Source organism: Vreelandella halophytica, assembly GCF_968193635.1.
The window spans coordinates 3,588,966-3,601,779 of record NZ_OZ309107.1 but is presented as its reverse complement, the minus strand read 5'-3'; the positions used below and the strand labels follow the sequence as shown (position 1 = coordinate 3,601,779).

Genomic DNA, 12,814 nt, shown 5'->3' with positions numbered 1-12,814 from the left:
ATAATGGGGTTGTCTCTCTATCGGCGTTGTGGGGTGCGACTTTAGTTTTACCGAACTCTTTTTCGCAGTCCGGCCCCATAAAAAAAGGGCCTCCTGTGGAGGCCCTCGATGGGTACCGGGTAGCGTCAAAGCGGCCCGTTTAGCGGCCGGGCAAGGAGAGCGGCGAGGCGTGTTGCTCGCGACCCGTACGCTCCTCGGCCAAGGTAAAGGCGCCGACCAGCTCGGCCAGGCGTTCCGCCTGTTCCTTCAACTGCTCGGCCGCGGTGGTGGACTCTTCGACCAGCGCGGCGTTTTGCTGGGTCATCTGATCCAAATCGCTCACCGCTGTGCTCACCTGGCTAATGCCGTCGTTCTGCTCGGCGGCGGCGGTGCTGATGTCGCCCAGCATCTGGTTCACCCGGGTGACGCTTTCGGCCAGCTCATGCATGGCCTGTTCGGCCTGGTGCACCAGCTGCGTGCCGCTTTCGACTTTTTCCGTAGAGGCCGTGATGCGCTGGCGGATGTCCGCCGCCGCGTCGCTGCTGCGCGCGGCGAGCATGCGTACCTCTTCGGCCACTACCGCAAAGCCGCGGCCGTGTTCGCCGGCGCGCGCCGCTTCCACCGAGGCGTTCAACGCCAGCAGGTTGGTCTGGAAGGCGATGCCGTCGATGACCTTGACGATCGCCTGGATCTCATCGGAGGTCGTACGGATATCGCCCATCGTCACGACCACTTGCTCGAAGGCGCTGTTGGTGCGCGTGGCCAGTTGCGCGGCGGTTTGTGACAGGCCGCTGGCTTCTTTCGAGGCGCTGGTGGTGTGGCCCACGGTGCTGCTGATCTCCTCCATGGCGGAAGAGGTCTGCTGCAGGCTTGCCGCCGCCTGGTCGCTGCGCCGGGAAAGATCCTGGCCGCCCTGGGTGATCTCGTTGGCGGCGTGGTGAACGGAGTTGCTACTGGCGCGTACGTCGACCAACACATCGTGGATTTTATTGGCAAAAGCGTTGAACTGAATGGCGAGCTCGGCGGCTTCGTTACGTCCGCGCACCGGCAGGCGCTGGGTCAGGTCGCCGTCGCCGGAGGCGATGTCGCGCATCCGCTCGGCCAGGTGGCGCAGCGGCCGGGAGATGCTGTTACCCAGCAGCCAACTGACGAAAAGGCCGGCCAGCGCAATCAAGAGCCCCATGAGAATCATGCCCCACATGGACGAACTGGCCTGCTCGCCGAGTTCGTCCTGCAGATTTTGCAGGCCGGCCATGACCGCGCTTTCCGGCAGGCGCAGCATCAAAACCCAGGGTGTTTCGATGTCGCCGATGGTAAAGGGCCAGTAAAGCTCGATGACCCCTTGCTCCCGGTCGTAGCGGCGTACGGGCTCGCCCGCCTGGGCGCCTTGAATAGAGGACTGCAGAGACGCGTCGAGTACGTCGCTGCTAAGCTTACCAAGCGCTTCCTGGTGGGCAGTGTGCGCCGCCAGGGAGCCGCCCGAGGCGATCAAGGCCATTTCGCCGGCACCGTCGTAGAGCGACTGATTGGCTTCCTGCAACATGGATTGAATGAAGTTGACCGATAGATCGACACCGGCGGCGCCGCGGAACTCACCGTCGACCAGTACCGGTACGCTGAACGAGGTCACCAACACGACCTGACCGTCGTAGTCGTAGGGCACCGGGTCCACGATGCAGGTGGTTAGCGTATCGCGCGGGCAAAGGTAGTACTCTCCCTGGCGGACCCCGTTGGGCTGGCGCGTTTCGCTTTCCATGCTCTCATCGAGCGGAAGCACCACGATGTTGTCGCTATCGTCGCGGTACCACAAAGGACGAAAGCGGCCATCCGGGCCGTAGCCAAGCTCTTCACGGCCGGCAAAGACCTCGTCACGCCCGAACGCATCCGGCGCCCAGCCAATATAGGTGCCCAGCAGTTCCGGGTTGTCGATGGCGGTCTGACGGATCACCTGGGAAAGCTCGCGGCGGCTCAAATACAGCGAAGGGCGGCCGGATTCGTCGGTCACGCCCATCAAGGCGTTGGTGCGCGCCAGGTTTTCGCTCAGGAGCAGGGCATTTTCCAGCTCACCCTTGATGCGCTCGGCCTGTTCCCCCGCCACGGAATCCAGGCGGACTTCGATGTTGCGCTCGAGAAGCTCTTTCGTCTGGCGCTCTACCAACTGGTTGGAGCGCCCATCGGCGATGATCGAATAGACGACCAGCGCAGCCACGACCAGCAGAATACAACTGCCCACCAAAAGCGCGATGAGCGTGCGTACGGATTTGAAATTCATTTCAAACGCCCTTGTGAGCCGCTTGCCAAGCGATGTGAGAGTGAGGCTGCGGCATCCGTTAAGATGCGCAAACGCAGTGAGTGCAGCATTGAACGTTCATCCTGTAGGGGAATATGGCGGAGCAAATAGACCGTGTGGTCTATGCCGATAATCATCTATCGACCTCGCCCCATGCGACTTGAAGCTTTTATGACGATTACTTGACAATGAGTGTGCAGGGCCTCCTCGGGAGGCCCTAATGGTCAGTGGCGGGAATGAAGCGCCCAAGGCTCTTACCGATCGCCCGAGTGAGCGGGCAGGGCGTGGGGCTTGACGCTCGCATCGTTGTCGAGTGTAAACGCGCCGACCAGCTCGGCCAGGCGCTCTGCCTGTTCCTTCAACTGTTCGGCAGCGGTGGTGGACTCCTCGACCAGCGCCGCGTTTTGCTGGGTCATCTGATCCAAATCACTCACCGCGATGCTCACCTGGCTGATGCCATCGTTTTGCTCGGAGGCGGCGGTGCTGATATCGCCCAGCATCTGGTTCACCCGGGTGACACTTTCGGCCAGCTCATGCATGGCTTGTTCGGCGTCGCGTACGAGCTGCGTGCCGGTGGTCACCTTGTCCGTCGAGGCCGTGATGCGCTGGCGGATATCCGCCGCCGCGTCGCTGCTGCGCGCGGCGAGCATGCGCACCTCTTCGGCCACCACCGCAAAGCCGCGGCCATGTTCGCCGGCCCGCGCCGCCTCCACCGAGGCGTTAAGCGCCAGCAGATTGGTCTGAAAGGCGATACCGTCGATCACCTTGACGATGGCCTGGATCTCTTCGGAGGTCGTGCGGATATCGTTCATGGTCACCACCACCTGGCCGAAGGCGCCGTTGGTACGTTCCGCCAGTTGCGCGGCGGTTTGCGACAGGCCGCTGGCCTCTTTCGAGGCGCTGGTGGTATGGCCCACGGTGCTGCTGATCTCCTCCATCGCGGTGGAGGTCTGCTGAAGGCTGGCCGCCGCCTGGTCGGTGCGTCGGGAAAGATCCTGGCCGCCCTGGGTGATCTCGCTGGCGGCGTGGTGGACCGACTCACTGCTGGCGCGCACGTCGACCAGTACGTCGTGAATCTTGACCGCGAAGGCGTTGAACTGGGTGGCGAGCTCGGCGCTCTCATCGCGGCCGTTGACCGGCAGGCGTTGGGTCAAGTCGCCGTCGCCGGAGGCGATGTCGCGCATGCGATCGGCCAGGCGGCGCAGGGGGCGGGCAATACGTCCGCCTATCCACCAAAGCGCCAGCATACCCAGCGCGGCCAGCACCAGCCCAACGGTCGTCATGCCTAAAGTGTTTCGATCGCGCTGTTCGCCGAGCAGGTCTTGCAGCGCATTGATGCTAGCGAAGACGACGTCTTCGGGAAGCTGTAGCACCAGCACCCAGGGCCGCGCGGTATCGCCCATCTGGAGGGTGTGGTAGCGCTGTAGCATCCCGTCGTGGGTATTGCTGCGCAAGCTCGCCTGGGACTGGGCGACCTCGATCCCTTCCAGTAAGTCGCTACTCAGCGTATCCCGGGCGGGTTGGCCGAGAGTTTCGCTATTGGCTGTATCGGCGACCAGACCGCCCTGGCCTGCGACCAGCATCATGCGGCCCGCGCCGCCGTAAAGTTCCTCGTTCGCATCGCTGAGCAAGGTTTGGATGAAGTTCAGCGATAGATCGACCCCCGCGACGCCGCGAAATTCGCCGTCGACCAGAATAGGGGCATTGAAGGATGTCACCAGCAGCGATTCGCCGTTGTAATCATAAACGGCGGGGTCGATCACGCAGGGGGAGAGCGTCTCTTTGGGGCAAAGGTAGTACTCGCCTTCGCGCACGCCGCTTTCCATCACGGTTTGGCTATCCATGGTGTCGCCCAGTGGAAGCACGGCCAGCTCGCCGTCTTCGGTGCGATACCACCAGGGCATGAAGCGCCCGCTGCCGTCGTGGCCGTACCGCTCGTCGCCCACATAGAGGGCGTCGTCGCCAAAGGCGTTGGGCTCCCAGCCGATGAAAACGTCGAGTAACGACGGGTTATCGGCAACGGTCTGACGAAGAAGGTTGGAAAGCTGGCGACGGTTTAACGACAGCGCTATTTCGCCTTCGGCATCGGTGGCCCCCATGAGCGCATTCGTGCGCGCTAGCGACTCGGCGGTTTGCAAGGCGCTATCCAGCTCGGCCTGGATACGCTCGCCCTGGGCCTCGATGATCGCGTTCAGGCGGGCGTTTAGCGCTGTTTGCGCCTGTTCGCGGGTGTGCTCGTCGATGGTGTGTGCCGTGCGGGTGGTGGCCACCAGGTTATAGATCACCAGAGCCGCCACAATCGCCAGCAGGCAAGGAGTCGCGAGCGCAAGCATATAAGTTCGCAGCGAGCCAAAATGCATAATCGATCCTTAAGAGGCAGACCAGTGAAAAGGGGAGTTAGCGCATCCTTCCATGGGGTGATCCTGGGGCAGGAGAAAACAGCGCGAGGTTTTGCATGGACTGCCTGGCGCCGACGTGATGACCGGCCCTTAAAACGTGATAGCGTTCATTTCAGGTTATCGACGCTTGCATCGTTGACTTGAAATGAAGGATTAAACGGCCCGCCGCGCCGCTTTGGATCTGCGGTATTAGAGGATGAAAAGGGGCCCTCGAAGGGCCCCTAAAAGGTCTGCTTAAAAACCCGACCGGGCAGGCGGAGCAAGCAGGGGCGAGGACGACGGCGAGGCGCCTTCGAGGGTAAAGCCGCCGACCAGCTCGGCCAGGCGCTCTGCCTGTTCCTTCAACTGCTCGGCGGCGGTGGTGGACTCCTCGACCAGCGCCGCGTTTTGCTGGGTCATCTGGTCCAAATCACTGACCGCGATGCTCACCTGGCTGATGCCATCGTTTTGCTCGGAGGCGGCGGTGCTGATATCGCCCAGCATCTGGTTCACCCGCGTGACGCTTTCGGCCAGCTCATGCATGGCTTGTTCGGCGTCGCGTACGAGCTGCGTACCGGTGGTCACCTTGTCCGTCGAGGCCGTGATGCGCTGGCGGATATCCGCCGCCGCGTCGCTGCTGCGCGCGGCGAGCATGCGCACCTCTTCGGCCACCACCGCAAAGCCGCGGCCATGTTCGCCGGCCCGCGCCGCCTCCACCGAGGCGTTCAGCGCCAGCAGATTGGTCTGAAAGGCGATACCGTCGATCACCTTGACGATGGCCTGGATCTCTTCGGAGGTCGTGCGGATATCGTTCATGGTCACCACCACCTGGCCGAAAGCGCCGTTGGTACGTTCCGCCAGTTGCGCGGCGGTTTGTGACAGGCCGCTGGCCTCTTTCGAGGCGCTGGTGGTATGGCCCACGGTGCTGCTGATCTCTTCCATCGCGGTGGAGGTCTGCTGAAGGCTGGCCGCCGCCTGGTCGGTGCGCCGGGAAAGGTCCTGGCCGCCCTGGGTGATCTCGCTGGCGGCGTGGTGGACCGACTCGCTGCTGGCGCGTACGTCGACCAACACGTCGTGAATCTTGACCGCGAAGGCGTTGAACTGGATGGCGAGCTCGGCGGCTTCGTTGCGTCCGCGCACCGGCAGGCGCTGGGTCAGATCCCCCTCGCCGGAGGCGATATCGCGCATCCGGTCGGCCAGGTGGCGCAGCGGGCGCGAGATGCCGCTCCCCAGTAGCCAGCTGACCACCAGGCCCAGCAGGGCAATGATCAGCCCCATGATGATCATTGCCCACATGGAGGACCGGCCCTGGTCGTTCAACTGCGCTTGCATGTTGTTAAGCCCCGCCATGACGGCGCTTTCCGGCAGGCGAATGATCAGCACCCAGGGGGTGCCGCTTTCATCGACATCGAACGGCCAGTAGAGCTCGATCATGTCGGATTCGCTGTCGAGATTGCGAACCGGCTGACCCAGGCGGGCGCTGGCTAGGTCGGGCAACAGGTCGGCGGGAAGCGCCTGCTCGGCGTTTTCGCCCAGCAGGGCGGGCTCGCTGGTGTGGGCGGAAAGCGCCCCCTGGGAGGCGACCAGCAGCATCTGGCCGGCACCGTCGTAAAGGGTTTGGTTGGCTTCTTCCAGAAGCCCCTGAAGGAAATCGACCGCAAGGTCGACACCGGCGCTGCCACGAAACTCGCCGTCGACCAGGATGGGCGCGTTGAACGAGGTCACCAGCAGGTTTTCGCCGTTGTAGTCGTACCAGTGCGGGTCGACTACGCAGGTGCGCTCGGTCTCTTTGGTACAAAGATAGTATTCCCCCTTGCGAATACCGTCGTCTCCGCGCGCCTGGTTTTCTATGTCGCTACCCAGCGCGAGCACCTCGATGGCGCCGCTCTCGGTGCGGTACCACCAGGGCATAAAACGCCCGTCCGGGCCGTAGCCCAAATCTTCCTGCTCGGTGTAGAGCGCGTCGTTGCCAAAGGCGTTGGGCTCCCAGCCAATGAAAGCGTCGAGCAGATCCGGATTATTGACCACCGTTTGGCGAATCAGCATCGAAAGCTCGCGGCGGCTCATGGTCATGAGCGGGCGGCCCTCGTCATCCTCCAGGCCCAACATGGCGTTGGTGTTCGCAAGCGACGTTGCCAGCGTCAAGGCGTGTTCGAGCTCGCCCTGGATATCTTCGGCCTGGGCCGACGCGATGGCGGTCAGGCGGGCCCCGATGTTCTGTTCGAGCAGCGCATGGGTTTCATCCTCTACCAGCGCCTGAGAGCGCGCGTGGGTAATGAGCGAGTAGATCACCAGCACGGCGACGACCACCAGGATACAGCCGCTGACCAGGGTCGCGATCAGCGTACGGACAGATTTAAAATGCATTTTATTTTATCTCTGCAGCGTTGCGATTAGTGTTACCGGCTCTGCAAGGCGCCATGGCCGCTGGCAGGCGTAAGGCTCTCCAGCACCTTGCGCACCTTGCGCACCTTGCGCGACCTGGTCGCCAAGGCGGCAATGTTTTGTTAGGGGGAATGAGTTATATCACTTAATGCTTATCGGCAAGCGAGGTAATTTCTTGAAGCGCGGGGGGCCGTTTCAGCGCGGGGGGAAGGATTGGGTCGCAAACAGCTTTGAAAGGGTCGTCGGGGGGCAGGTGATCGACGAGAGCGGCGCCACTTTGGAGAAGCGCCGCTCGAGGTGCTAAAGGGTTTAGCTCAGCTTGCTGATGGCTTTATCGATATCATCGACGGAGGCCTTGCTCAAATCCTTCGAGAGCGTATGCGTCACCATCTTCTGGGTCGGCTTGTCGAGCTTATCGCGCAAAAGCCCCAAAAACTTGGGGGCGGCGACCAGGATGAGTTCATCCATCTTGTTGCTCGTGCGGGCGTCGAACAGATACTTGACGACCTGCTTGGCGAACATCTCGTTTTCGTGCTCAAGCGCTTCGCCGCCTTCGGCGGAGGAGTGCGACGAGCTCGAGGCGGAACCATGAACGTCCGCGCCGGGGCTGTCGGTGACCAGGTCGCCTTCGTGCATGCGCCCTTCGGCGTGTACCAGGCTCTCTTTTTCCGTGAGCTTGTTGGCTGCGTGGGTAAAAATACGCGCTCTGCCCGCATCTGCCACCACAATATAAGTTGCCATAATCAAACGTCCTCCGTGTCGTTAATGGTTGATTAAACATGGCAAGCGTTTAGCGTTAGGTCAAACGAAACCCCTCGCTCACTCACACGGTACAAAAGATGCTCGATCAGCAGAGAGAACAACGCGATGACCATTGGCGTAACCGCTACCTGTTAATGCGTCACGGCCATAGCCTGGCCAACGAACAGGGGCTCATCATTAGCGCGCCGGCCCAGGGCCTGAATGCGTTCGGGCTTTCAGAAACCGGCGAGCGCCAGCTTGCGGCGGTGGTGGCCGACTGGCGCTGGCCGGCGCCTTCACGCATCGTCCACTCGGACTTTTTACGCACCACCCATACCGCCCAACGTGTGGCCGAAGCGTTCGGGCTTTCGCTTGAAAAGGAGCCTCGTTTGCGCGAGCGCTATTTTGGCTCACTGGATGGCCAGGGCGACCGTTTTTACCCAAGCGTATGGGCGCTGGACGCCGAGAATGCCGACCACCAAACGCACCAGGTAGAGTCGGTAAGCCAGGTAGCGGCGCGGATGCAGGCGGTCATCGAGGAGATGGAGAGCCGCCTCGAGGGGGAGGTGATGTTGCTGGTCAGCCACGGCGACCCGCTGCAGATACTGCTCACCGCGCTAAACGCCAGGCCGCTCACCGAACATCGTGAGCAGCCTGCGCTTTTGCCTGCCAGTATCACCCTTATAGGGGCGAACGGCGGCGCCTAGTGGCCGAGAATCTGGCTCAGGAACAGCTGGGTACGCTCGGACTGGGGGTTGTTGAAAAACGGCTCCGGGGCGTTCTCTTCGATGATTTGGCCCTGGTCCATGAAGATCACCCGGTCAGCCACGGTTTTCGCGAAGCCCATTTCGTGGGTCACGCAGAGCATGGTCATGCCTTCGTTGGCAAGCTCCACCATGACGTCGAGCACCTCCTTGATCATCTCCGGGTCGAGTGCCGAGGTGGGCTCGTCGAACAGCATGACGTCCGGGTGCATACACAGCGAGCGGGCGATGGCAACGCGCTGCTGTTGGCCGCCGGAGAGCTGGCCCGGGTATTTTCGGGCCTGCTCGGCGATGCGCACCCGCTCGAGATACTGCATGGCCTGGGCTTCGGCTTCCCGGCGGGACTTTTTCTGCACCCACATCGGCGCCACGCAGCAGTTCTCCAGCACGCTCAGGTGGGGAAACAAATTGAAATGCTGAAACACCATGCCCACGCTGCGGCGTACCTGCTCGATACGCTTGACGTCCTGGGTCAGCGGCACGCCGCCGACCACGATTTCGCCCTGCTGGTGCTCTTCCAGGTGGTTGATGCAACGAATCAGAGTGGATTTGCCCGAGCCCGAGGGCCCGCAAATGACGATACGTTCGCCGCGTTTGACTTCGAAATCGATGTCGCGCAGCACGTGGAAGTCGCCGTACCACTTGTTGACGCCGCGCATCTCGACCATCTGGTCCTGGGTATTTAAAGCTGCTTCGCTCATGAGGTTATCCTTGAAATCCTAAGGGCGGCGTTAGTTCTTGTGGCCGGTGTTGAGGCGGCGTTCCAGATACTGGCTGTAGCGCGACATGCTGAAACAGAAAATCCAGAACATGAACGCGGCGAACACATAGCCTTCTATCGAGAAGCCCAGCCAACGCGAGTCGGAAAGCGCTGCCTGCACGATGCCCAATAGATCGAAAAGGCCGATGATCATGACCAGCGTGGTGTCCTTGAATAGCGATATGAACGTATTCACGATGCCGGGGATCATCATCTTGAGCGCCTGGGGCATGACGATCAGCCCCATGCGCTTCCAGTAGGTCATACCCAGCGCCGCCGCGGCTTCGTCCTGGCCTTTGGGAATCGCCTGTAGCCCGCCGCGAATCACCTCGGCCATGTAGGCGCTTTGAAAGAGCGTAATGCCGATCAAGGCGCGAATGAGCCGGTCGACGCTGAGTTCCGAGGGTAAAAACAGCGGCAGCATCACCGAGGCCATGAACAGCACGGTAATGAGCGGCACACCGCGCCAGAACTCGATGAACACCACTGCGAAGCTTTTGACGATGGGCATGTTGGAGCGCCGGCCCAGGGCCAGCACGATGCCGATGGGAAGCGCCCCCACCATGCCAACGGTGGCAAGCAGCAGGGTCAGCATCAGCCCTCCCCAGCGGTGCGTGGGTACGCGCGGCAGGTCGAAATAGCCGCCGTGGAGCAATACGTAGGCGATCACCGGGAAGACCAGCAGCGCAAATACCGCCACCCAGCGCTTGAACGGCAGGCGCGGAATGGCAAGCCAGGCGATCAGCGCGAAAAAGCCGACGAAGACGATATTGGCGCGCCAGATTTCCGAGCGGGGGTAGAGCCCGTAGATGAACTGGGTAAAGCGCGCCTTGATGAACACCCAGCAGGCGCCTTCCCGGGAGCAGTCTTCGCGGGTGGTACCGACCCAATCCGCGTCGATGATCGCCCATTGCACGGTGGGCACCACCAAAAGGTACAGCACGTAAAGGCCAATCAAGGTAAACAGCGTATTGATAGGACCGTTGAAGAGATTGGCGCGCAGCCACGCCACGGGGCCGATGGTGCTTTTCGGGGCCGGGCGCTGCTCGATCATGGTTTGATTGTGAATCATGGTTGTTACCCTCGCCCTAGCGTTCGACCAGCGCCACGCGGGCGTTGAACCAGTTCATGAACATGGAGACCAGCAGACTGATCGTTAGATAGACCCCCATGGTCATGGCGATGACCTCGATGGCCTGGCCGGTCTGATTCAGCGTGGTACCCGCAAACACCGAGACCAGATCCGGATAGCCGATGGCGGTGGCAAGCGACGAGTTCTTGATCAGGTTCAGGTATTGGCTGGTCAGCGGCGGAATGATCACCCGCATCGCCTGGGGGATCACCACCAGCCGAAGAATCAGGTTGCGCGGCAGGCTCAGCGCCTGGGCGGCTTCGGTCTGCCCATGAGAGATCGCCTGAATGCCCGAACGCACGATTTCGGCAATGAACGAGGCGGTGTAGATCGAAAGCGCCAGCCACAGTGCCAGAAACTCCGGAATCACCGTGACACCTCCGCGGAAGTTGAACCCGCGAAGTTCCGGCACGTCCCAGGTGATCGGCACGCCGGTGGCTAAAAGCACTAAAAGCGGCAGGCCAAAAATCAGCAAAAAGGCGATCCAGTAGGCGGGCAGGCGCTTGCCCGTGGCCTCATGGCGGCGCTTGTTCCAGACGATCAGCGCGATACTGGCCACGATCGCCACGAGAAAGGCGGCGGGGATCAATCCAAAGCCGGACTCGAAAAGCGGCTCGGGCAGGTAGAGCCCGCGTACGTTCAAAAACATGACTTCACCGAAGGCGAGGCTGTCGCGCGCACCGGGAAGGGTGCGCAGAACGGCGAAGTACCAGAAAAAAATCTGCAAAAGCAGCGGGATATTACGAAAGGTCTCGATATAGGCGGCGGCCAGTTTGGCGATGAGCCAGTTAGGCGAAAGCCGGGCGATGCCCACGATGAAGCCCACGAGAGTCGCTGCCAGCACGCCAAGGCCGCCCACCAGCAAGGTGTTGAGCAAACCCACGAAGAAGGTGCGCCCGTAGGTGCTTTGCGATGAGTAATCGATCAGGCTCTGTACGATGCCAAAGCCTGCGGTGTTGTCCAAAAAACCAAAACCGGTGGTGATGCCCCGTGCGGAAAGGTTGTCCTGGGTGTTGCCCACGATATAGAGCAAAAAGATGGCGACGACCGCCACCACCAGCACCTGAAAAATGAGCGCGCGTTTAGCGCGGTCTCGCCAGAAAGGGGGCTTGTGGCCCACCGGGCGAGCATTGGGTCTTACTGACATGAAAGCGTCTCCGCAATACGGCAGGATCAATCAAACGGCCCGCCTGGGTGTTAGCGCGGCGGGCCGGGGTCAAGCGAGACGCTTAGCGAATCGGCGGTGCGTAGTGGAAGCCGCCCTGGTTCCAAAGAGCGTTGACGCCGCGCTCGATCTCGAGCGGTGAATCCATACCGACGTTGCGATCAAAGCTTTCGGCGTAGTTACCCACTTGGCTGATGATGTTGTACGCCCAGTCGGCTTCAAGGCCCATGCCTTCGCCGTAGTTGCCGTCCTGGCCCAGAAGACGCGCGATATCCGGGTTTTCACTGTCCATCATGTCGTCGACGTTTTCGCTGGTCACGCCGTACTCTTCAGCGTTGAGCATGGCAAACAGCGACCACTTAACGATGTTGAACCAGGTGTCGTCGCCCTGGCGAACCACCGGGCCCAGCGGCTCTTTGGAGATGATCTCGGGAAGGATCATCGCGCTGTCCGGCTCGTCGAGCTGGATGCGCAGCGCGGCGAGCTGGGAGGTATCCGAAGTCAGCACGTCACAGCGCCCGGACTGGAAACCGCCCACGGTTTGCTCGGAGGTGTCGAAGACGATCGGATCGAAGGCCATGTCGTTGGCCCGGAAGTAGTCCGCCACGTTGAGTTCGGTGGTGGTACCGGACTGGATACAGATCGCCGCGCCGTCGAGCTCGTCGGCGCCGTTAAGGCCCAAGTCACGGTTGACCATGAAGCCGATACCGTCGTAGAAGGTCACGCCAGTAAAGTTCAGGCCCAAGGTAGTGTCGCGGGTGGTGGTCCAGGTGGTGTTACGAGAAAGCACGTCGATCTCGCCAGACTGCAGCGCGGTGAAGCGCTCGACGGCGTTCAGCGAGATGTAGTTGACCGCGTCCGCATCGCCCAGCACGGCAGCAGCCACGGCGCGGCAGACGTCAACGTCCAGGCCTTGCCACTCGCCGCTGTCGTCCGGGGCGGAGAAACCGGGCAAACCATCACTTACGCCACACTGCACGGCGCCTCGTGAGCGCGTATCTTCCAAGACATCTGCCTGAACGCTTGCTACACCCGATAAGGTGATGGCGCCAGCACAGCCCAGCAGTACCACGTGTTTTTTGTTAAGCATGGTTGTTTCCCTTCCTCGTTATTAAATTTCGTTATAAATGCCGAAGCACGGCACATAACGCTAGCAAGGAAGATGCCAGAAAGGACATATCGGCTCATTCAGCGCTTTTCAACGCAAAAGCGGCAACGTT

9 protein-coding genes are annotated in these 12,814 nt (G+C 61.4%); 1 reads left to right on the top strand and 8 read right to left on the bottom strand.

Features of this window, described 5'->3' with window-relative positions:
• Positions 1-139 precede the first annotated feature (139 nt).
• The 4 genes from ACWHXT_RS16690 to ACWHXT_RS16675 all read right to left on the bottom strand — a co-directional run bounded on the left by ACWHXT_RS16690 (position 140) and on the right by ACWHXT_RS16675 (position 7,773).
• A complete protein-coding gene (locus ACWHXT_RS16690; protein ID WP_447956649.1) occupies positions 140-2,251 on the bottom strand; it encodes a methyl-accepting chemotaxis protein in 2,112 nt (703 codons plus the stop codon).
• Between the two features lie 272 nt (positions 2,252-2,523).
• Entirely contained in the window at positions 2,524-4,629 is a 2,106-nt protein-coding gene (locus tag ACWHXT_RS16685; protein WP_447956648.1) for a methyl-accepting chemotaxis protein, read from the bottom strand.
• A 273-nt stretch (positions 4,630-4,902) separates the two neighbouring features.
• Positions 4,903-7,014 carry a methyl-accepting chemotaxis protein gene (locus ACWHXT_RS16680; protein WP_447956647.1) on the bottom strand — a complete coding sequence of 704 codons (2,112 nt, stop codon included), beginning with the start codon at positions 7,012-7,014 and terminating at the stop codon, positions 4,903-4,905.
• Between the two features lie 327 nt (positions 7,015-7,341).
• Complete coding sequence (locus tag ACWHXT_RS16675; protein WP_447956646.1) at positions 7,342-7,773, bottom strand: host attachment protein; 432 nt, start codon at positions 7,771-7,773, stop codon at positions 7,342-7,344.
• A gap of 98 nt (positions 7,774-7,871) precedes the next feature.
• Here ACWHXT_RS16675 and ACWHXT_RS16670 point away from each other — a divergent pair, with 98 nt between their 5' ends.
• Positions 7,872-8,480 (top strand): histidine phosphatase family protein, encoded by a 609-nt coding sequence (locus ACWHXT_RS16670; RefSeq protein WP_447956645.1) that lies wholly within the window; start codon positions 7,872-7,874, stop codon positions 8,478-8,480.
• On the opposite strand, the gene ACWHXT_RS16665 is transcribed toward ACWHXT_RS16670, so the two are convergent.
• The 4 genes from ACWHXT_RS16665 to ACWHXT_RS16650 all read right to left on the bottom strand — a co-directional run bounded on the left by ACWHXT_RS16665 (position 8,477) and on the right by ACWHXT_RS16650 (position 12,684).
• Complete coding sequence (locus ACWHXT_RS16665) at positions 8,477-9,205, bottom strand: amino acid ABC transporter ATP-binding protein (protein ID WP_447929182.1); 729 nt, start codon at positions 9,203-9,205, stop codon at positions 8,477-8,479. The two genes, ACWHXT_RS16670 and ACWHXT_RS16665, sit on opposite strands and share 4 nt — an antisense overlap.
• Before the next feature lie 63 nt (positions 9,206-9,268).
• Positions 9,269-10,369 carry an amino acid ABC transporter permease gene (locus ACWHXT_RS16660; RefSeq protein WP_447956644.1) on the bottom strand — a complete coding sequence of 367 codons (1,101 nt, stop codon included), beginning with the start codon at positions 10,367-10,369 and terminating at the stop codon, positions 9,269-9,271.
• 16 nt (positions 10,370-10,385) lie between these two features.
• Positions 10,386-11,576 carry an amino acid ABC transporter permease gene (locus ACWHXT_RS16655; protein WP_447956643.1) on the bottom strand — a complete coding sequence of 397 codons (1,191 nt, stop codon included), beginning with the start codon at positions 11,574-11,576 and terminating at the stop codon, positions 10,386-10,388.
• 82 nt (positions 11,577-11,658) lie between these two features.
• Positions 11,659-12,684 carry an amino acid ABC transporter substrate-binding protein gene (locus tag ACWHXT_RS16650; RefSeq protein WP_447927328.1) on the bottom strand — a complete coding sequence of 342 codons (1,026 nt, stop codon included), beginning with the start codon at positions 12,682-12,684 and terminating at the stop codon, positions 11,659-11,661.
• Positions 12,685-12,814: the final 130 nt, after the last annotated feature.

What these genes read in the sequence shown, in the direction of transcription:
- ACWHXT_RS16680 (WP_447956647.1), bottom strand. Translation starts at nt 7,014, where the DNA reads ATGCATTTTAAATCTGTCCGTACGCTGATCGCGACCCTGGTCAGCGGC.
- ACWHXT_RS16670 (WP_447956645.1), top strand. Translation starts at nt 7,872, where the DNA reads ATGCTCGATCAGCAGAGAGAACAACGCGATGACCATTGGCGTAACCGC.
- ACWHXT_RS16690 (WP_447956649.1), bottom strand. Translation starts at nt 2,251, where the DNA reads ATGAATTTCAAATCCGTACGCACGCTCATCGCGCTTTTGGTGGGCAGT.
- ACWHXT_RS16665 (WP_447929182.1), bottom strand. Translation starts at nt 9,205, where the DNA reads ATGGTCGAGATGCGCGGCGTCAACAAGTGGTACGGCGACTTCCACGTG.
- ACWHXT_RS16660 (WP_447956644.1), bottom strand. Translation starts at nt 10,369, where the DNA reads ATGATTCACAATCAAACCATGATCGAGCAGCGCCCGGCCCCGAAAAGC.
- ACWHXT_RS16655 (WP_447956643.1), bottom strand. Translation starts at nt 11,576, where the DNA reads ATGTCAGTAAGACCCAATGCTCGCCCGGTGGGCCACAAGCCCCCTTTC.
- ACWHXT_RS16685 (WP_447956648.1), bottom strand. Translation starts at nt 4,629, where the DNA reads ATGCATTTTGGCTCGCTGCGAACTTATATGCTTGCGCTCGCGACTCCT.
- ACWHXT_RS16675 (WP_447956646.1), bottom strand. Translation starts at nt 7,773, where the DNA reads ATGGCAACTTATATTGTGGTGGCAGATGCGGGCAGAGCGCGTATTTTT.
- ACWHXT_RS16650 (WP_447927328.1), bottom strand. Translation starts at nt 12,684, where the DNA reads ATGCTTAACAAAAAACACGTGGTACTGCTGGGCTGTGCTGGCGCCATC.